Genomic DNA, 20,455 nt, shown 5'->3' with positions numbered 1-20,455 from the left:
CTAAAACAACTCTCGCATTAATTTTAGCAATTTTTTGCCCGCAGCTTCCCAATTAAATAAATCCGCCGTCTCTCTAGCTTTTTGAGCTACCTGAAAACGCATCGGGTCTTCAACAATGTTGCGTAACTGCTGGCGAACAGACTGAAGGTTTGGTTCTGCCCAATGAGGAGAATTTCTAATTTTCAGATACTGAGTATCGTAACACTCTCCGACGGGAATTAGATCGCAAGCAATCGGATAGCAGTTAGCGCTATTGGCGTAGTCAGTCGGGCCGCCGTACATAGTCATAGCGACGGGTAAACCCGCAGCAAAGGCATCCAAAATTTTAATTGCAAAACCTTCGCCGCGAAACGGAGCTAAAAAGGCATCTGCTGATAAGTATAAATCAGCTAGTTCTGCTTTAGTGCAAAATTTAGGCCTTACCTGAATTTTTGACTTGAGCTTGCCGAATTGCTTTTCGATATTTATGAGATGTTCTACTATGACATCAGGATTTTTACCGCCATCTTTGATGATTAACTCTACGTTGGTATCATCTTTAAATTCTTGATAAAATGCTTGAATGGCGAGATCCGTTCCAAATCTATACAAATCAAAAGAATTAGTCATGTGCAGAATATATTTTTTATCTTTTGGCGTTTTTTGCGGTTTGGGAGCATAGAGTTGCGAGATTAAAGGATTGAAACCTAAAGGTATGACTGAGACTTTTTGTGCGGGACAGCCAGCTTTGATTAAAACGTTTTTAGAATATGCGCTTACGGCTAGGATGTGAGATGAATTGTTGACAGCATCGTAAATCCAGTAATCATAATCCTCATCGTTTTTGGCGAATTCATAGTTGATGGCAAAAAATTCTAAGTTGAGGTGGCCTTTGAGTTCTTTGAGAAAATAAGGTTTCCAGTAATGAGACCATTTAATTTGAAATAAATCTGATGGTGGAGTGTTCATCCACTTCGCTAACAGGTGGTTTTCCTCGTCTGTGGAATTGCGGGTGACGTGAGAGGCGATTGTCGATGGTTCCACAGAAATAGGAATCCCCATTTTGTCTAATGTTGTCGCCAGGGATAGGGTGATGTCGGCGAAGGAGTTAAAGTGTTGAAAGCCGACGTTAAAGTGAACCATAGTCAGTTGTCATTTGTCATTAGTCAGTTGTCAGTTGTCAGTTGTCAGTTGTCATTAAAATTGTAGGGTGCGTCAGGTGAGAAGGTTTTAAATATAAACTCAGGATTTTTGTCCTGACGCACCATCGGGTTTGTGAGGGTTTATTAATTAAACCATTTCTAAAAAAATATTTGCACCGGCCCCACGTGTAAGGTGCGTCGCCGTGAGATTGTTGATATGATTTAGGGATTTTTTATGGCGACGCACCCTACGACTTAGAAATAACATATCAAATCGCCGATTTATGATTTTGCTAACAGGCCGATCGCACTAATATGACTGTACAGTCGCACCCGCGCGCCACAGCTTCCGGGATGTTCCCCTGAATCACCTGTTTCAGCAGTCCTTCGCGACTGGCTCCCAGGACGATCGCATCGCACTGATCGTTTTGAGCCAAATCTATTAAAGCATCTGAAACCGACTTAGCGCAAACCGCCGTCGCTACTACCTCACAACCAACCCGTCGCTTGATAAAATCCGCAGCTTGTTTTAATTCTAGGCGATCGGGTTCTGCAACGGAAGGCTGATGAACTTGACACAATTTAATCTCTGGTACAGCACTCGCAGCCACGAAAGCAGGTAGCAACCGCAAAGCCGCAGCTTGCTTGTAACTGCCGCGAATTGGCACTAACCAGCGCTGCAAACCCATCAGCGTGTGCAATCCCAATTCGGGTGCTGGAATCTCCGAATTCGGCGAGGCAAATTCAGTCTCTGGAGTCTCTGGTGAACTCGATCCGACAAATTTAGAATTTTCTGTGTCATCAACTCCTGCGGCATTTAACTGCCATTCTGTAGGCGCATATTCCCGGGCACTGCTAGCTGATAAAAACTCATTTTTCTGGCGCGTTACTAATAGTTTTTCGCTCCACTTCACTAAAACTACCTCGCAGCCTGCTTGCCGAATTACGGTATCAACAACATCGCCAAAAATGCGCCCTGTTGTGGATCTTTCGCCTTCCCAGCCCATCAAAATTAAGTCAATGTGTCGCTCCCTAATTGTCTCCAAAATTGCGTTGGGCACGTTGTGAGCTACCCGGATTTGAGTGTGTACTGGCAAGTTCCAATTGCGGATAATGCGCTCGGCTTGTTGCAGCAGGCGGCGGCTTTTGGTGGTTCGCACTGTACTTTCTGAGGGGGAACTGTTGCGCGGTACAATGATGATTTGCAGGCATTCTAATTCGTAATTGCGATCGCGCGCAATGGCGGCCGCCAGTCGCAGCAAGGCGGGTGCTGTTTGCGGGTTGGAAAGCGGCACTAATAACCTGCCGTTTCCGACTTGCGGGGCTCTGGTTTGATAGACTACATAGGATGGTTCTGGATGCGGGCCTTGGGTTGTTTCTCCGCTGAGGCGATCGGATTCTACTCGGATTATGTCGCTGCGGGTAATAATTCCCACCAAACGGCGGCCTTCTACCACCGGCAAGCGGCTGAGATGGTAGCGGTTGAGCCTGTACAAAACCTCGCTTAAAGTATCGGTTGTTTTTACCGTGATTGGCTGTGCAGTCATAAATTCTTTCAGCAGCGAGTTGCCGGAAAAATTGCGCCCGGTGGCATTTGCCAAATCGGTTTGACTGACTATTCCGACTAATTGGCCGGCCTCTACTACTGGAAATCCTCGGTGGTGCGATCGCGAAAAAGCCTGCATCACTTCATCGAAAGTCAGCAAACTCGACAGAGTTTCAACTCGGCGCTGCATGACGTTAGCTGCGATTAAGTCGCTGAGAGTATCGGTGGCAGGTTTTGCCGGGGTTAGCTGAATGCCGTTAAACTCCAACAGGCGATCGTACAAAGAACCACTATCTACCTTTTCTGCAACTAAATAAGCCACAACAGAACAGATCATCAATGGTAGCACTAATTTGAAATCAGCCGTAATTTCAAACACAATCACTACCGCCGTAATTGGCGCCCTAGAAACCGCGCAAAAAAACGCTCCCATTCCCGCCAAAGCATAACTTGCTGGCAAACCGACACCCAGGAAATGTACTTGCACAATTCCCACCATATGACCTAGTGCAGAACCTATAACTAGAGAAGGAGCAAACAATCCTCCCGGAGCTCCAGAAGCAGCGGAAATAATTGTTAGAAAAAAGTGAGCGATAAAAGCAATTAAACTCGTTGTACCGTTAGCTTCCCCAGTCAGCAGAAACTCCCGCAATCCCGTATTGTTGCGGAAACTTTCTGGCAGTAAACCTATTACTAAGCCGCAGATAACACCTGCTAGAGCAATTCTTGCAGGCAAGGCTAATTTAAGCGTCCGCTTGTTAAATTGCAAGCTAGCAATAATCCCTTTGCTAAACAAAGCTCCGAAGAATCCCGCTAAAACTCCTAACAGTACGTAGAAGGGGATTTCCTGAGCTGCAAAACTGGTTTGGTACTCCCGCAGGTTGACATTTAAACTATCGCCACCCAAAAGTTGCGACACAACTGCACCGATGAATGAAGCGATAATTGCAGTCCCTAAAGTCAATCCCGAAACGTCGTGCAAAAGTTCTTCAACGACAAACAAAACTCCCGCAATGGGAGCGTTGAAACCAGCAGCCAATCCCGCCGCCGCACCGCAAGCAATCAATTGCCGCCGGTAGTCTGGGGAAGTCGGCATCAAGTGACCGATCCAGCCTGCCAAAGATGCTCCTATTTGGACAGTTGGGCCTTGTCTTCCGAGAGTTAAACCGGAACCAACTGCTAAAATAGTGGTGACAAGTTTGGCGAGGGCTACTCGCAAATCTAAGGAAAGATTGACGCCACCGAGAGCAGCTTTGACGTGAGGAATGCCGCTACCAGCAGTTTCGGGAGCCCAACGTTCTACCAAGAAACCTGTTAGCAATCCGCCGCACAAACCGACGCTGGGGAGCAATATCCAAGGTGGAATTGCTGCGGAGGTTGCAACTCGCCAACTACCGAGCCACCCGACTCCGATTTTTAGCAAAACACCTGCCAGTCCGGCAACCAAACCAATCAGGCAAGCTTCAAAAAGGGCTAGCCGTTTCGGTCGTAAAAACAGTTGAGATTCGATGACCCTGGAAGGTTCCCTAAATTGTTTAGGGATAGTAATGTACGGCATAAATATGGTTTATTGCCTGCAAATTGTCGGCTCGGCTCGACTCTAGCAAAAAAATTGCTTGGTTTGGGAAAATGCCACGAATTTAATCGCTAATTTACTATTTTTGCGATCGCTCTAATTTTGATTCCCTTTGGTTCGCTCTTCTCAAACAACTTAGATTGATTTAACTTTTACAGCAATCGCCACAGCGGTGAGGACATAAATAACCTCATGAATAGAGCCTATAGCCCATAGCAGAAACCGTTTGATTTCCTTGACGAAGCAACTGTCCCAGGTCAACTGTCCACTGTCCACTGCTATACCTCTGGCGATCGCCCAAAATCTATTTTTTTGCTCCTTGACAATTTTAGCGAAATATGGACAGCCCTCGCGTTCCCTCGGATAATTTTATGGGGGCAAGGAAGTGAGGTAGCCACTCTCAGCTATGATTTCGCTCGTGTGTCGTGTGGGGGATGCTTTCCCTCGCCCTCGTAAGTATGTCGAGATGGGCGATCGACATTCTTTCGGTACGAGATCCCTGTCAAGACTCGCATCAGAGGGGAAGTACAGAGGATGGGCCGTGTTGTGGTTGGCCAGAGAGCGGTGAGTAAGCTGGTAGATTGTTAAGGAGTTGATGTCGTGTCTTGAAGTTCCCTAATTCTATTTAAAGCATTTTGGTAAAGCTCTGTGTTTCCTTGTTTCTGAAATAAGTCTGCGGCTTTCTGAAAATCTTGCATCGCACCCTGCTTGTCTTTTAATGTTGAGCGGGTAGTACCTCGGTTGTAGTAGGCTGACGCATTGTTGGGGTCAATTTTCAGGGCTCGATCAAAATCGGCGAGTGCACCCTGCTTGTCTCCTAATTGATACCGAATACTACCTCCATTGCTGTAGGCAATAGTATAATTAGGATTAAGCTCGATCGCTCGATCGTAAGCCTCTACAGCACCTTTAAAATCTCCTTTATTGTACTTATCTACGCCCTGGTTATAAAAATCCTCTGCTTTCGGATCGATCGCCACCAGCTCGCCCACCACCTGCACGGACAAATCCACCCGATAGTTACTTTCAAGCTGTACTGCGATCGGTTCAGCGGATTTGGCATATGCTACCTGGGGTTGGGGAATCAAAATAATTGCAGTTACACTGATCGATGCTGCTGCTAGTCGGCGATCGAAGTTCATAATTTTAAGTAAAAATCGAGTGTTTTACCGCAGCTTCATTCAGTTGACTAGGGACAATTGAGCGCGCTCTCTACCTGGAAGCAAAAGAATTAGAGCAATCAATAGTCTGATTTTAATTTTTCAAGACAAGGGAGAGAGTTTTAACCAATTCTTGCTGGTAAAAACTCATAAATCCTGTCGTAGCAGCGATTTGGTAGCGAAATTATTGAGGAATTGATGGTGTTTCTTGAAGTTCTTTAACTTTCATTCGTGCCTTGACAGAATTATATTTGTCTCCTTGTTGCAAAAATAACTCTGCGGCTTTTTGAATGTCTGCGATCGCACCTTGCTTGTCTCCTAACCTTTCGCGGGCATTACCCCGGTTGCCGTAGGCTTGTGGTAAATTGGGGTTAAATTTTATGGCTTGCTCGAAATCGGCTAGCGCACCCTCGCTGTCTCCTAAAGTTTGGCGCGCAATACCGCGATTGTTGTAGGCTGAGGCATAGTTGGGATTAATTTTCAGAGCTTCAGTGAAATCCGAGAGCGCAGCCTGAGTGTCTCCTAACCTCGATCGGGTAACACCGCGGTTGTAGTAGGCTGACGCATTGTTGGGAGAAATTTTCAAAGCTCGATCGTAATCGGCGATCGCACCCCGGCTGTCTCCTGAGTCATCGCGGGCATTACCGCGGCCGATATAAGCATTAAAATAATTAGGATTTAGCTCGATCGCTCGATCGAAATCAGCGATCGCACCCTGATAATCTCGTTTTGCGTACTTCTCCTCGCCCTGATTATAAAAATCCTCAGCTTTCGGATCGATCGCCCCTGACTCACTCGCCACCAGCACCGACAAATCTACCCGAGTTGAAGCCAACCCTCTCAAACTCGCAGCAATCGGAATTTTCGACACCAAGCTATTGTTTCGCGCGTAGCCCGGTTGACAGCTCGTCGCAGTTGTGAAACAGGAAACAACTAACCCTGTCAGCAGCCCAGTCAAAATTGTGGACTTCATAGTAATGCCCGATTTCCTACACTTTCCAACCTAGGTTAGCTTTTAATTTATGAAGGTTCGAGAATTGTAATAAATTGTCTCAACCTGCGATCGGTTCGTAGTGCGGACTTCATTCCGCAGCCCCAGACAGGACTTTCACACGCCAGATCCTTAATTTTGCGATCGCCATCAACCCGACACGATCTTAAATATGCACCATGAGTCCTTGACCCAAAACAACCTGTTTTTTACCACCAATACGTAAGTTTTATTCCTGCTTTTTTACGGTTGATATTCCGCAAAGATTTCAATCTTTCCGACAATATTTCGATTAAAATATGCCAACTCTTCTGCAGGAATCCAATACTCTTGGTGAATCGAACTGCCCACAGTTTGGACGGTATATTTTTTTAAGAATTCAGCCAAAACTCGAAACCTGGTTACATAGCCAAAATATCCCGATGCCGCATCTTTTGTATTCCAATCTCGCGCAATTTGTATGGCATACGCTTTATGAAGTACCGGATAAAAAATAGGCTGAAAAGACAGTCGCGGTGGAAATGCCAAAAAATCGCTTTCTTTAATTAATTCCATTTCTTTTTTGCCGACTGCTCTAAACAGCGTTACTGTCTCCATATCTGACATATTTATATTTTTGAACCAAGCTTTCCAACCATCCCAATTGTGAACTATTTTAGCCAATTCAGTATAACCAGCAGCGCGGGGATGGGAACCGTCATTTTCGGTAAGTTCTTTGAGCCAAATTTCTGATTTCTCCAGCGGGGTACAAATATCTAAATAAGGTACGTTTAACTCGCTGCAAACTTCAGAAAATTGTTGCGACAAATTAGCTATTCTAATGGTTCGCTCCACATCAATAACTGGCGGCGGGCCTATCATTAAAATTGGTACTTTTTGTTGGGCTGCACTCAGAATATAGCGGAGGTTTTCCAGGGATTTTTCGATGGCGACGCGAGTTTTTCCGTTTTCAAAGTAAGTATCGTTGACGCCAAAGGAAAATACTATTCTGCCGTCGCAGTAGTGAGGCAATCGGCAAGAAATTTCGTTGAACCACCGATTTTCTATATCGGCGCTTGTTTCTCCCCGCACTCCTAAATTATAGTAAGTAATCTCCTGGTTTTGCCCGCTGGCGGCAGCGCAAATTCTTCCTGTCCAACCAAGATATTTGGGATCGCCCGTACCATTGACAAAAGAGTCACCGATAAAACAAATACGCATAACAATTTTTGATTTTTGATTATAGTGAGCTTGTCTGGTGTCTCAGAGCATAACGATTTTTATTGTTTATTTTTTGAGTGTAGCACCATAATTGAGCTGGTAAATAGGTCATTGGGAATATAGAAATCAACATTTATATTGTTAATAGTGCATCGATATTACGTCATGATTGGGGCGTGCGTGAGAGTAAGTGGTCTCATAGTTTGGATGTGAATATTTATCTATCTCACGCACCCGGAGAGAGCTTTATGACAGTTGACAGTTGACAGAAGAGCCCGCCCGCGGAGTCGAGGGGTTGACAGCTTGCGCTGAGCGACTTGCCCCGAGCGAAGTCGAGGGGAGTCGAAGAGTTGACAGAAGAGCCCGCCCGCGGAGTCGAGGGGTTGACAGCTTGCGCTGAGCGACTTGCCCCGAGCGAAGTCGAGGGGAGTCGAAGAGTTGACAGTTGACAGTTGATTAATGATTAATGATTAATGACTAATGACTAATGACTAATGACCAATGACTAATGACCAATGACTAATGACTAATTAGTTTTTGGCGGTGACGGACAATCCCTCTACAATTACAGATGGTGTGTGGCAAGAACCGTTCCACTCGGAGTCTCCTCCTAATTCTACCAATTGTTTGAGGACGCTGTAGACGTTGCCGGCTACCATGGTGTCTTTGATTCTGCCGACGATTTGACCTTTTTTGACTCGATAACCGAGATCGACGTTAATCGAAAAATCGCCGGAAATTCCGGCACTGCCGCCCAGCATTTGATCGATGACAATTCCCTCGTCTAATTGAGCGATTAAATCGATTAGCGATCGCGAGCCTGGTTTAATCAAAACATTAAACAAACTCGGCGTGGGATAGCTGCCCAAACCCGGGCGAAATCCGTTGCCGGTGGTGCCACTTCCCAAGGCTCTACCAGTCGTGCGATCGGTATAAAATAGCTGCAACACTCCACTCTTGATAAAGACGATCGCCCGAGTGGGAGTACCTTCGTCATCAAAAGGACAGCTATAGGGCCCGATATCCGGCTGCTGCGAGAGAGTGACAAGCGGCGATGTCACTTGTTGGCCCAATCGATCGCTCCAAGGTGAAGCGCCTTCGAGTACCTGTTTGCCGTTTAATGCCGCACAGACAGTCCCCCACAGCAAATCGGCTGCTTTGGCTGTAAACAGTACCGGCACGCGCCCGGTGGCCGTGGCTACATTATCTTTCGCCCATTCCAAACGCTGCAAAACCCGCTTGGCGCTGGTGTTTAAGTCGAGAGTGCCGCGTTCGGTTTCGCCATCCCAAATATTCAGAAAATCTTCACCCCGCACTAATTCTGCTGACAAGTAACCGCTGAGGGTGGTGTCGGTGTGACTGGAATCCAAGCCTAGTGTGTTGAGCAAGCGGGTGCTTTCGATTTCGCAGTCGAGTTCGGCGGTGCAGAGGCTTTCGGGATAGGCTTCGCGGACGATCGCGATCGCCTCTTTTCCCCAGTTTACTAGCTGTTCGGCCGGGACTGACACTCCGCCATCCGGATAAACAACTTTCTCACCGGTACCGAGTTCGATCGTTTCCGGTTCGTTGAGTTGCGAAAGCGCGATCGCGCGATCGACCAAAATTTGCGGTTCCACAGGCCCGTAAGCCACCGCCAAACCAGGCCGCCCGTCCCGCCACAGCCGCAGGGCAATGCCTTCTGCTTGGGCAGTTTCTAGCTGTTTGAGGCGGTTTGCTTCAAAAAAGACCGGCCGCGAGAGCGATTGCGATTCCAATACCTCAGCAGCTTCGGCACCTGCTTTGGTGGCTAATTCTAGCAGTTGTTCTGCTGATTGGTGATTGGTCATTATAGTAGTTGACAGTTGACAGTTGACAGTTGACAGTTGACAGTTGTCAGTTGATTGTTGGCAGTTGATTGTTGGCAGAAAAGCAGTTGATTGTTGGCAGTTGATTGTTGGAAGGAAAGCAGTTGACAGTTGTCATTGGAAGCAATTCTCCATGCCCCATGCCCCATGCCCCATCCCTCCGCTTCGCTTCGCCCAATTTCCAATTTCCATTTTTTTGCGATCGAGGCTATATCAGTTATTGCCCAGTCATCGACTAAATAGTTAATTCATGCAACAGCCAAAATCCTGCGAAAGATTCAGACTCGGGATTCGACTGAATTGCTAAAAAATGTACTTGTTTTGCTTGCTTTTTCGCAGCCTCAAATGATGCTGCTTCTTTCTCTGTTGCTGCGTCTCTGAGATTAGCTAAAATCCAGCGATCGTTAGCTCCCGTATCTAATACCAGCTTAGCGGGTGGGGCGCTCTCAAATTTCAGAAAAGCCAGCTCCAAACCTGACATCCAACCAGCTAAAGCCGTTGCTCTCGACGAGAAGATAATTAAGCCCGGAATAGGGGTTTCTGGCGCCAAGCCTGTCATCGGCAGCCCGAAAGCTTCACCAAATCCGATATCCCACTCGGACATCTCATCAAAAGCGGCGATCGGCAAACTCACAAACGTCCATTTTTCGCCGATTAAAGCGTCCGGCAGCGCTACGGGCGTTTCGGGTACAAATTGAACGCTGGGGTTCACAACCGGTTGATAGCCCGGTTCGGCGGGATAAACCTTCTGCATCCGTTCTTCCAGCCACAGGCTGAGGGCGAGGGTGCGGCGGCTGGAGGCGGCTGGAATATCCAACTCTTCGCAGGCTTTGGTAATCATGTTCGCCATTTGGCGGCGGAAAAAGCGAATTTTTTCCGGAGGTTTGGGTGAAGAGGCGATCGCATCTTTAATTGCGCCAGCCAGCCACAGGGAATTTACTGTTGTACTCGGGCAAAATTGCGAGTAACGAAACAGAGATTCTGCCTTGTCCCCTACCTTCAGCGGGCTTTCGCAAATCAAAACTTCCCATTTTTTTTTCCCACGCTCGTCTATGATTGGACGGCTGTAAAAGTCGAGTTCCCAAATAGTAGCCATGCCGCGCTGTTAAAAATTAATCCTTTCTCATGTTACCTGACAGCGGGCAGGTTTCTGATGCTGAGAATTTCCCAATGATTTTCAATAGCGGGCTATTGTGCCAAGAGGGATAGCTATCATCGCCCGCTTTCTCCCAAATTCCCCTTCTCCCTTGACCTTCGGCATTAATTTTCCACAGTCGCGCACAACCGGACGCAGTAGCAAATCCTCCCCGAACAATGCAGCAGCAACATCAACCCGCGACGTTTGTTAAACTTGTGGAAACCTGGGAAAACCAACAGTATAGCTTAATGCCATGAGACAAATCATTCTCGAAAAGATTGTTTCCAGCCTACAACCTTTAGATTTTGTTCTCGCTTTGTGGCAAGGAGGTTCAGCAGCCCACGGATACACCGACGAGTGGTCAACCGATTTGAGATTTTAGATTTTAGATTTTAGATTGACCCCACGGATAAATGCGGGGGCTTGAGGATTTTAGATTTGAGATTGTGGATTGATTCCACGGATAAATCACGTGGCGGGTACCACCTTTGAAATTCTTGGTCAGACCTCGATATTGCGGTTGTCGTTGCAGATAACCGCGTGGAACAAACCTTTGAGATTGTAGAAAAAACCCTCACCCAAATCGGCGAAATAGACCTAAAATATCGAGTACCAGAACCAGCTTGGCACGGGCAGTCTCAGTGCTTCTGGCGCCTGAAAGAAACCCCACCGTTCTTGCTAATTGATTTTGCAGTTTTCCGGCGCAGCAGCCGCAACGATTTTCTGGGAATATAAAGACACGGAAACGTCCCGATCGCCTTTGAGAAAGCAAATCTAATTGTACCCGAGTATTTGGATATCAACCAGCATCTTTCCCAGATGCAAGCCAGATTCAACCAAATTAAAATCCTGTTTGATTTGCTGCAACCTCTGGTCAAAAAAGAAATTTATCGCGGGCATTTAGCAGAGGCGATCGGCAACTATCACAATTGGACGCTTTTACCCTTAGTCGAAATATTGGGCATGATTTACCGTCCCCACAGATACGACTTTGAACTAAAATATTTTAGCCGAGATTTTCCGTCCGCAATAGTCGAGATCCTCACACCGCTTTTCTGCATCGCCAATCTCGAAGATTTGGCAGCAAAACAGAAAACAGCCGAGGCTTTTTTCGTAGATACATTACCGCAGGCAGAAGCTAAATTATACTCTAATACCAATTCTCAAAAGTAGGGAAACGGCACTGCCGTATCCGACGCGGAGATTGCAGACAAGGCAATGCCATTTACCCGTCGAGAAATCGCAGACACGGCAATACCATTTACCTAGGGAAATCGCGGATACGGCAATGCCTCAAAAGTAGGGATACGGCACTGCCGTATCCGACCCGGAGATGGCGGACATGGCAATGCAATTTTCCACGAAAATTACGAACACGCCAATGCTAGTTTATCTAGGAAATATGGAATTTTAAATAAATATCATAGAATTCATAATTCTAGCAATATCGTGTTTATTTTGTGTGATAATATCCGAGAAGTAACGTAAAGTGTTCAGGATTTACTTCCCAAACCGATTAATATTGTAGCGGCAACCTTAAAGATTAACATCCCATGACAAAACTCAGCGTCAACATCAACCGAATCGCCCTCCTGAGAAACTCTCGAAATATCGGCATTCCCAGCGTTACCGAAGCCGCAAAAACAGTAATTGCCGCCGGAGCCCACGGCGTTACAGTCCATCCCCGACCCGACGAAAGGCACATCAAAGCTGCTGATGTTTACGACTTAGCGAAAATGCTAACCGTCGAGTTCAACATCGAAGGAAATCCGTTTCAGCCGCCATTTATGGATATAGTTTGCGATGTCAAACCGGCTCAGTGTACCTTGGTGCCGGATGCTCCAGACGTACTTACCTCGGATAGCGGTTGGAATATTCCAGAAAATCGATCGCGCCTGTTACCAATTATTGAAAAATTAAAAGACAACGGCATCAGAGTCAGCTTGTTTATGGACGCAGATGCTGCTCTCATGCCCCTAGCAAAAGAAGTTGGAGCCGATCGCGTAGAACTGTACACGGAACCCTATGCAACTGCTTTTCGTGAAGGCAATGTTGAATCGGTTTTTCAAAATTATCTCTTAGCAGCTCAAGCAGCTCAATCTGTAGGTTTGGGAGTGAATGCCGGACACGATCTAAATTTGCAAAACTTAGCTAAATTTTGCTCAATTCCTGATATATTAGAAGTCTCGATCGGTCATGCTTTAATTGCAGAAGCGCTAGAAATGGGTTTGTCTAACACAGTACAAGCTTACCTGAAAATTCTCTCTAATTTGTAGTAGCAATAAACCATCGCGATCGGGTGACTGTTTCACTCCCTCAGTCGTTGGTATCCGACTTCCTCACCTGACATTCGCCCGATCGACCCTCGCAGGGACTAAAGTCAAAAAGTAGCTGGACGTGCTACCAACAGGGTAAGGTGCGCCCCGCCGCGCACCCTACGGGTCGATCGCCCAAAACACGTAACAGTAGAGGTCGTCACCCCCGGCGGGTGAAGAGCATCTTGCTTGGTAGCAACGCTCATCCTGGAGCCGAGACACCGCCTTTTTTGGGTGCCAGCATTTTTTGACCAATATCCAGGGAAAAAGCTTTAATTGTCTTTAACTAAATAACTCAAATTATCAATGATATTATACGTAGGCAGTATCATTGAAATGTTCCGACAAATCGAGGCTGCTATAGCAGTGGACAGTTGACAGTGGACAGTTGACAGAAGAGCGCGCTCGCGAAGTCGAAGAGTTGCTTCGTCAAGGAAATCAAACCGTTTCTGCTACATGCTCTAGGCTCTATTCATGAGGTTATTTATGTCCTCACCGCTGTGGCGATTGCTATACTTAGTTTCCGCACGACCAATCTGCTAGCAACAGTTTTTGTGCAACTACCGGATATCTAGGTGTATCCTAAATGCTGGTTTAGCCGGCGGCTCGATCGCCCGACTTCATCCGGTGATAACAGGCCAACACAAGTAAGCATATACAACTCATTACCCCCCTCGAAAGTGCGACATGAAAAAACTAATTTTACTGACTGGAATGCTACTGATGGTGACGGCAAAATCAGTATTTGCCAGCCCTGTAGCCCCTAAAATAGCACCGAGCGAGCGGATTGTTGCCTGGGAAATTACAGAAACTGTTAATCAACCCGCTACTTCTGTCGCATTTACCCGGCTAGAACCGATCGAGCCAACATCAGCTATTTCTGTCTCTGTTGCAAACCAGGAAGATGCGATCGAGCCAACCTCAGCCACCTCCGCAGCCGCGCCCAAGCTCGAACCCATTGAGCGAATGTCAACCTCGGAAATTAGAGCAACGATCGGCCAACCCACTACCTATATTTTTGAAGGTGTCAAAGGGCGAGAACTCACTCTCTCGCTGTGGGCGGGAAAACTGACAGCCCAACTCTACAGCCCCAACGGTCTGAATATGGGAACACTTGACAAAAGTGACAATCAGTGGATCGGTCAGTTGCCAGAATCTGGCATTTACCGCGTGCGAGTTACCCCCAAAGGTGAGACGAGCAGTTTCGTACTGGAACGCGACTTTAACGCCAAGTGGACTTACAAGCCAGATCGCGCAATTCCCATAGCATACGGGGAAACAGAAGCCACAGTGAGGCTCAAAATGTCTGGCTACCAAATCCAGCCCCTGACAGTTCCAGGAAAACAGGGACAGACAATCACGGTGACAGCTAGCAACAAAAATCTCGATGTGGCGATCGAATCTCCCTCGGGACAACTCCTCGATCAAGGCGAAGGTCAAACTTTTGCACAACTCCCCGAGTCAGGAACCTACAAGGTGCTGGTAGTTGCTAACAAGCCTGTCAAGCCCTCTATTAGAGTTGCTGTGCGCTAGTTAAAGATGGCAAAAATCCTGTCGGGCGATCGAATTTCCGTCGTCCAACCCCAAAAGCTCGCCCCAGAAGCGAGCTTTTTTTTGAGTAAAATCAACCGCCAAGATTAGTTAGGACGTTCGTTAATGATATCCTTTTTGTTGATCGCAATAGTAATTTTCCGATTCCAGTGCTGTCCCCCCTCGCGAGTAGTATTGCGAGCGGGGCATTACTGTATAATTCCGATCGATGTAACATGAAATCTCAAATCGAGAAAGGGGTATTTTTCCTCATCGCGAGTGGGGACAGCACTATATAATTCCGAATAATTCCGATCGATGTAACCGGAAAGAATATTACTCCTTCTTTCTTTTTCCTTCTTCCTTCTTCCTTCTTCCTTCTTCCTTCTTCCTTCTTCCTTATCAACCTTGAATCAGCGCTGCAAAACGTTCTTGTTTCCAAATGCAGCTTAAATCAGAGTCAGCTAAAGCTAGTTCTCGGTATAAAATGGGCATAAACTCCACAGCCCGCTGCAAATTGTCAAGGGCTAAATCAGCAAAGCCCAGCAGCGCATAACAGCAAGCTTTATTGTAAAAAGCGTTCGCAAAATCAGGATTGATTTCTAAGGCTGTTTCGTAACAAGCGATCGCCTCTGAATAGCTACCTTGTCGCGCCAATTCCACACCCCGATTGTACCAAATCAAATAATCTTCAAAGATACACTCAAATGTGGGAGTGAACTTGGCATTTTTCTGATTTAAACCGACTAATTTCTCCAAAGCCACTCTCCGTTCGCCTACAACTTCGGCTTTGCCGGGTTTCAGAGCGATCGATCGACTAAAACTAGCCACTGCTTGCTTGTAAAGTCCCATGGAGTTAGCAGCTAGACCGCGATTGTACCAAACCTTCGCATCATCTGGATTAAACTCGATCGCGCGATCGAAACTGTTGAGTGCCTGATAGTAAAGTTTTAGTTCTAACAGAGCATTCCCTCGGTTGTACCACGCCCAAGGTGCATCCGGCTGCAAACTTAAAGAGCGATCGAAACTCAGAACCGCCTTATTGTAAAGCCCCATATCGATCAGCGTCAGTCCCCGGTTATGCCAAATACTCGCCGCACAGGGGTTAAACTCCAGAGCCCTGTCAAAACTGTTGAGTGCGTCCAAAGAGCGCCCCAACTTTCCTAAAGCAATAGCCCGATTGTGCCAGCCAAAGCTCGCATCCGGCTGCACCGCCAAGGCCTCATCAAAACTTGAAAGCGCCTCTAGGTGGCGTTCTAAGTTGCCCAAAGCCATACCTCGCCCGAACCAAGCCTTATAATGATCCGATTGCAAATTCACAGCTCGGCTAAAGTTCGCCAGAGCACTATCATGATCGTGAGCTTCGAGGTGGCGCGAACCCAGATGATAATACCAAGCCGCTTCCATGTTTTGAATTAAGTTCATCGGAAAAATGGGTTTGAAACCCCGTCCCAACGCCGGCTCAGGGCAAGCCTTCTAGGACGGCTTTACATTTGTTTGGGGTGGGGAGGGGCAATCATGCCCCTCCATGAAAACTCCCTTACGGGGTAAAGTTAGCTTGTCGGTCAATGTTCTAAGAGCTTTTTAGACTTGCAGCACCGTCGAGCGTGACCTTAAGACTTTTTAACTACAAATGACAGAGCAGGAGACTAGCTTCGCATCTCAGGGTGTCGTGACTCAAAAAACGTAGACCTCGAAAGTCTTAGGCTGGTCAGGACGGCTTATTAGATTCCTCTTACAAGCCTCATGCCTTTAGGCAGAGGTTCCTGACAATATTTCGCATCTATCTTAGGGATGATTCTACACCAATAATGCTCGGAATTAAACTGTAATTTCACTAAAAATCTGAAAATTTTGATACAGGGCGATCGCCCGTACAAACCTCAGTAACAACCTCAACAATTGGCGATCGCAACGGACTATTTTCCTTTCGTGAAATGCTCTTTCAGCTAACCGCACGTATCGCGGGTTGGAGCTGCTGCAAATCTCTGACTGGCGCGAGTCACGCAACTATATACCGCATCCGGAATTAGGTTTGCAGTTACACTAAGAGTGCAAATCTCGTAATGCCAATAGCTCCAACTTCTGCTTAGCAAATTCAAGCAACCACAACCGCTGTCTGAGCAGTATCGCTCAACAGCAACCTGCCTGAAGCATCAATACTAAAATCCTGTCCCAGCACAAAACCTTTGCCCATCAACCGCTTGCAAACAACCAGCGCCGTAATCCGGCGAATTTCTTCCATTACGTCAGCAGGAATCAAATAGCTCAAACTCCAGATCACCGACTCGCAGTCAGACCAAATCAAGCGTTCAATACTGACAATCATCAAAGCAGCTACACTGTCTGTTGACAACCGTCCTCTGAGATCGGCAATCAAATCTTTACCAATTAAGCTGTTGCGAGTCATCATCGCTCTAGCCATCTTCCCAATTTCTTGTTCGAGTTCTAAATGATTCATGCTTGGCACTGGCTGTTATGTTTTTAAAGCACTACTCGGAGTAAAAACAGTGACGGCTACCAGGCTCTGCCCTAGGGTAGCTGAGGCAGGTTCTGCTGCAACTCCTTTTAACAAAGTATACCTAAAGAAAGATTAAAAATGTATCTAAAGACAGATACCAATATCTATTTTTTTTTTAATTTATTAGGTGAACAAATTTTCCTCAGAGTTTTTGCCAGCAAATTGAGTATTTGTACCCACTGAGACCAGAAGCCAATTCAAAAATTGGTAAATTCGCTACATAATAAGGAAGTAGTTACTTCGGAGAAAAAACAGCAATGGCTGCAAAAGGGTCAGATATCGATATTGCCCCCTATATCGATCACGCCCTGATCGACCCAAGCGCCACGCCAGAGGAAGTAGAAAACTGCTGCCAACAAGCGGAAAGATTTGGGTTTGCCACAGTTTGCGTGTATCCCGCCTACGTCCGACAAGCGGTAAGTCTCTTGCACGGTAGAAAGCCAAAAGTCTCGACAGTGATAGGTTTTCCCACAGGAGCAACCACATCAGCAGTAAAACTCTACGAAGCCCTAGAAGCGGCAGACAATGGAGCCGTTGAGTTAGATGTCTGCGTCAATTTAGGATTGTTGAAAGCCGGAAAAAGCGATGAATTTCATCGGGAATTGGCAGAAATTTGCGAAGAAACTGGACTAACTATCAAAGCGATTATCGAATGCTCGATGCTTTCGGATGAGGAAAAACAATTAGCGGCTGAGCTTTGCATGGAAGCTGGCGCCGCTTACATCAAAACTAATACGGGCTTTTTTGGTGGGGCGACTGTTGAAGATGTGCGCCTGCTGAAGGAATTTACTAAGGGAAGGGTTGGTATTAAAGCGGCCGGAGGAATTCGCACTCATGAACAAGCTATAGATTTGATCGTGGCTGGTGCAACTCGTTTGGGGACTTCTCGCGGCCCGGAATTAATTCGCCAGCGTGATAATTTAAAGCAGAGTCATTAGTCATTAGTCCGGACAGTTTTTCGCTCGTAGTCTGAAATCGTGATTCTACCTTGGCAGCTAGATTGCCAATCGCCATCAAATCCTTATTCTACGGTTGGCAATCAAAAACTGTCCGAACTATTGATCAATTAATTCGTTGAACATTGATCCCAAAATACCCTTTAGGATTAGTTCCTCTTTCAAAACGAACTGGAGTATTAGGAGATAAATCTTTCACATCTCCTCCATAGCCACGATTGTCAAAATATACATTATCTTCATCTTCATAACGATTTACGTTTTTGATGAAACCAAACCAAAAATCATTCTTTGGTATAATGTTAAGAACAATTCCTTCGTAAATTACCTTGTCGTCTTTTTCGTCTTGTAAAGCTTTCCCTTTAGTCAAATACTCACGAGAAATAAAATTCTCACGAGCCTGCTCAAGCATTAAATCAGTGAATCCCTTCCTATCCTTTATCGAGTCACGGCTTTTCCCCTTTCCGATCCACAACCTTTGTGTTGCATCAAAGACACTCAATACTCTTTCTAGTCTTTCTGCGAATTGCTCTTCTTTCAAAATATGAAGAAGCTTACTACAGTAATCCTCTATCTGTTTTGACTTTGTGAGTTTTGGTGGAAACTCTCCTACACTCATCCTAAATATTAAATAAAGGTGAGCTTTATACTTTTTATAGTCTCTGTTGATTCTCTCTTCCTGAAAATATTTTTCAAACATATACCAAATCAAAGCGCAGATGTAGTAAGGATAAGGACTATGCTCTTCTATAAAAATCTTTCTTGAATCTCTTGGTTCTGCATAGTCTTTTAGAAGTATCGATTCGTGCCTGTGTCCATCATGAGGAGAATCAAGAAAAATACTAACAAATGTTTGAGTTAATATTCTCAAATTTACGATTTGAGTTTTTTTGATCAAGGGATCTTCATTGTATTGTTTAGCTCGTCTTTCGTAATAAATTTTTACATTATTTTCAAAGGCAAGAAAGAAAGGTTCTAATGTATCCTGATGAAAACCTCGGGTTGTCTCAAAAGCTTCTTCCAGAACTTGATTCTGTTTATTGGTTCCTCTCACAATCTGGTTTGATATACCAGGATTTTCTGTGGATATAAGTCTGACAAGAAGTTTGACTTTGTGAATATTTAAGGTATCTCTTTGGTTGAATAATGAGTTACTTGTTTGACAACCATTGACAATTTGAGGATTTTCTATTTTTACCAGCTTATCCCGAACCTGTTCAAAATCCGTACATACTATCGTAATTCCATTGTTGCAAAGTAGAAACATTTCAGGGTTTTCTGTTATCGTCTTTTCTATTTCACCATTGACATTTTTGCTGTCTCCTAAGTAATCACGAACATTATCATTAAATAGAGATCGGCGCAATGAACCATCTTCTTTTGTGAGAACTTTTAAGAACTCCAATGCGTTACAAGTAAAAGCATACGCTTTTTTTACATCAGTTTCATTGTCTACGGTATCTACGCTCAATGGAAAGATATCAATCACATTCATTTGAACATCAAATTTGTTTTCCAACTCTCGACAAAACTTGATGAGTTGCTTTCCACCAACAACTTTCACCTCTACACTTTCAAAGTATTGTATTTTTTCAAGCTCTTGAGTCAGAAATTTTTGATTGCCTAAGAAGTTATCTTCTGTTGGTTCGGACCCAGTGCTGACATAATAAAGAAAAAGGCTGGGATTTTTATCGAGTTTTCTAACTACTGCCTCATCTGAGTAGATGAAATCCTTAATCTCGCGAAATTCTCTAATTCGAGCATTTTCAGGTAGAGCAGGGTCTGAAAAAAATACCTTTACCCCCGTTCCAAATGTATTTAACTCTGTTTTTTCAAATTTATTTTTCATTTTCGATTGAATGAAGAAGAATTCAACATTAATCTTTTTACTTGCCAAGGCTATTTCAGTAACTTCATCAGTATTTCTAACTAATCTATCGTTAACTTTAATGCCTATGCCATCTATACCTGTATCATTACTTCCACCAACACCGACAAAATCTAGTAATTCTGCATCGGCTGTAAAAATCTCAGGATAGTCCATACTAAACAGGACATAATTTACAAATTTCTCAAATGCAGCACCATCTTTGTCAGAAGACGTAGGGATAGCATCTATTTCAAATTTTTTTTTGAAATTATTGAAATGCGCCTTAAGTATGGGTTCCATATTTTAATTATTTGATTGAGGGTTAAATACTTTTGCTATGATCCTTGACAATAGTCCGGACAGTTTTTAGATCGTAGTCTGAAACCCATATTTTTTTATGGCTAGCTCCTGTGCCTCGTTAGTTTAGCCCTGGAAGATGATCGCCCTCAAATTATTATACAGTGGTAAATCAAAAAACTGTCGGAAGTCTTGGTACTGTAGATTAAATCTAAAATCTAAAATCTAGTGACTCGAACTTACAAAGCAACTGGTATTAATCTGAAGAGTGCACCGATCGGCGAATCCGATCGCCTGCTGACAGTTTTGACACGGGAATTCGGCTTAATTAAAGCCGTAGCACCGGGTGTTCGCAAACAACGATCGAGCATTGGCGGTAGAAGCGAGTTA

General features: G+C 45.2%; 19 protein-coding genes. 7 read left to right on the top strand and 12 right to left on the bottom strand.

The window, feature by feature from the left end; all coding sequences use genetic code 11:
• From QZW47_RS24640 to QZW47_RS24605, 8 genes are all read right to left on the bottom strand, one after another.
• The gene (locus QZW47_RS24640) at nucleotides 1-1,122 is read right to left on the bottom strand and encodes a glycosyltransferase family 4 protein (protein WP_293133002.1); all 1,122 of its coding nucleotides are present in this window, start codon (nucleotides 1,120-1,122) and stop codon (nucleotides 1-3) included.
• Between the two features lie 292 nt (nucleotides 1,123-1,414).
• Nucleotides 1,415-4,225, bottom strand: coding sequence for a chloride channel protein (locus tag QZW47_RS24635; protein ID WP_293132999.1), 2,811 nt, complete (start codon nucleotides 4,223-4,225; stop codon nucleotides 1,415-1,417).
• A gap of 602 nt (nucleotides 4,226-4,827) precedes the next feature.
• Nucleotides 4,828-5,385, bottom strand: coding sequence for a tetratricopeptide repeat protein (locus QZW47_RS24630; protein WP_293132996.1), 558 nt, complete (start codon nucleotides 5,383-5,385; stop codon nucleotides 4,828-4,830).
• A gap of 202 nt (nucleotides 5,386-5,587) precedes the next feature.
• On the bottom strand, nucleotides 5,588-6,376 hold the full coding sequence (locus QZW47_RS24625) for a tetratricopeptide repeat protein (RefSeq protein ID WP_293132993.1): 789 nt from the start codon (nucleotides 6,374-6,376) through the stop codon (nucleotides 5,588-5,590).
• Nucleotides 6,377-6,637: 261 nt separating this feature from the next.
• Nucleotides 6,638-7,594, bottom strand: coding sequence for a GDSL-type esterase/lipase family protein (locus QZW47_RS24620; protein ID WP_293132990.1), 957 nt, complete (start codon nucleotides 7,592-7,594; stop codon nucleotides 6,638-6,640).
• Nucleotides 7,595-8,124: 530 nt separating this feature from the next.
• Nucleotides 8,125-9,420: a TldD/PmbA family protein gene (locus QZW47_RS24615; protein WP_293132987.1), complete on the bottom strand. Its 1,296-nt coding sequence runs from the start codon at nucleotides 9,418-9,420 to the stop codon at nucleotides 8,125-8,127.
• On the bottom strand, nucleotides 9,420-9,623 hold the full coding sequence (locus tag QZW47_RS24610; protein WP_293132984.1) for a hypothetical protein: 204 nt from the start codon (nucleotides 9,621-9,623) through the stop codon (nucleotides 9,420-9,422). The genes QZW47_RS24615 and QZW47_RS24610 overlap by 1 nt, the downstream gene beginning before the upstream one ends.
• A 50-nt stretch (nucleotides 9,624-9,673) precedes the next feature.
• Nucleotides 9,674-10,534, bottom strand: a complete 861-nt coding sequence (locus QZW47_RS24605; protein ID WP_293132981.1) for a Tab2/Atab2 family RNA-binding protein — start codon at nucleotides 10,532-10,534, stop codon at nucleotides 9,674-9,676.
• A gap of 295 nt (nucleotides 10,535-10,829) precedes the next feature.
• Here QZW47_RS24605 and QZW47_RS24600 point away from each other — a divergent pair, with 295 nt between their 5' ends.
• From QZW47_RS24600 to QZW47_RS24580, 5 genes are all read left to right on the top strand, one after another.
• Nucleotides 10,830-10,958, top strand: a complete 129-nt coding sequence (locus tag QZW47_RS24600) for a hypothetical protein (protein WP_293132978.1) — start codon at nucleotides 10,830-10,832, stop codon at nucleotides 10,956-10,958.
• 158 nt (nucleotides 10,959-11,116) lie between these two features.
• Nucleotides 11,117-11,311 (top strand): hypothetical protein, encoded by a 195-nt coding sequence (locus tag QZW47_RS24595; RefSeq protein WP_293132975.1) that lies wholly within the window; start codon nucleotides 11,117-11,119, stop codon nucleotides 11,309-11,311.
• Between the two features lie 84 nt (nucleotides 11,312-11,395).
• Entirely contained in the window at nucleotides 11,396-11,749 is a 354-nt protein-coding gene (locus QZW47_RS24590) for a hypothetical protein (protein ID WP_293132972.1), read from the top strand.
• A gap of 380 nt (nucleotides 11,750-12,129) precedes the next feature.
• The gene (locus tag QZW47_RS24585; protein WP_293132969.1) at nucleotides 12,130-12,852 is read left to right on the top strand and encodes a pyridoxine 5'-phosphate synthase; all 723 of its coding nucleotides are present in this window, start codon (nucleotides 12,130-12,132) and stop codon (nucleotides 12,850-12,852) included.
• A gap of 726 nt (nucleotides 12,853-13,578) precedes the next feature.
• Nucleotides 13,579-14,424, top strand: coding sequence for a hypothetical protein (locus tag QZW47_RS24580; RefSeq protein ID WP_293132966.1), 846 nt, complete (start codon nucleotides 13,579-13,581; stop codon nucleotides 14,422-14,424).
• Between the two features lie 399 nt (nucleotides 14,425-14,823).
• On the opposite strand, the gene QZW47_RS24575 is transcribed toward QZW47_RS24580, so the two are convergent.
• The 3 genes from QZW47_RS24575 to QZW47_RS24565 form a co-directional block, all read right to left on the bottom strand.
• Nucleotides 14,824-15,846, bottom strand: coding sequence for a tetratricopeptide repeat protein (locus tag QZW47_RS24575; RefSeq protein WP_293132963.1), 1,023 nt, complete (start codon nucleotides 15,844-15,846; stop codon nucleotides 14,824-14,826).
• Between the two features lie 396 nt (nucleotides 15,847-16,242).
• Nucleotides 16,243-16,431, bottom strand: coding sequence for a hypothetical protein (locus tag QZW47_RS24570; RefSeq protein ID WP_293132960.1), 189 nt, complete (start codon nucleotides 16,429-16,431; stop codon nucleotides 16,243-16,245).
• Nucleotides 16,432-16,519: 88 nt separating this feature from the next.
• A complete protein-coding gene (locus tag QZW47_RS24565) occupies nucleotides 16,520-16,882 on the bottom strand; it encodes a hypothetical protein (protein ID WP_293132957.1) in 363 nt (120 codons plus the stop codon).
• Between the two features lie 317 nt (nucleotides 16,883-17,199).
• Between QZW47_RS24565 and deoC the strand changes: the two genes are divergently transcribed.
• A complete protein-coding gene (gene deoC / locus QZW47_RS24560) occupies nucleotides 17,200-17,880 on the top strand; it encodes a deoxyribose-phosphate aldolase (protein ID WP_293132954.1) in 681 nt (226 codons plus the stop codon).
• A 124-nt stretch (nucleotides 17,881-18,004) separates the two neighbouring features.
• Here the strand turns inward: deoC and QZW47_RS24555 are convergent, their stop codons facing one another.
• Nucleotides 18,005-20,068: an AIPR family protein gene (locus QZW47_RS24555; RefSeq protein ID WP_293132951.1), complete on the bottom strand. Its 2,064-nt coding sequence runs from the start codon at nucleotides 20,066-20,068 to the stop codon at nucleotides 18,005-18,007.
• 225 nt (nucleotides 20,069-20,293) lie between these two features.
• On the opposite strand from QZW47_RS24555, the gene QZW47_RS24550 reads away from it, so the two are divergent.
• Nucleotides 20,294-20,455, top strand: a 162-nt coding sequence (locus QZW47_RS24550) for a recombination protein O N-terminal domain-containing protein (RefSeq protein ID WP_293133119.1), incomplete at its 3' end; no start/stop codon positions are given.

The sequence above is a fragment of the Microcoleus sp. bin38.metabat.b11b12b14.051 genome (genome assembly GCF_013299165.1).
Classification (GTDB): domain Bacteria; phylum Cyanobacteriota; class Cyanobacteriia; order Cyanobacteriales; family Microcoleaceae; genus Microcoleus.
The sequence above is the reverse complement of the archived record's forward strand: the minus strand, read 5'-3'. Positions and strand labels throughout refer to the sequence as shown.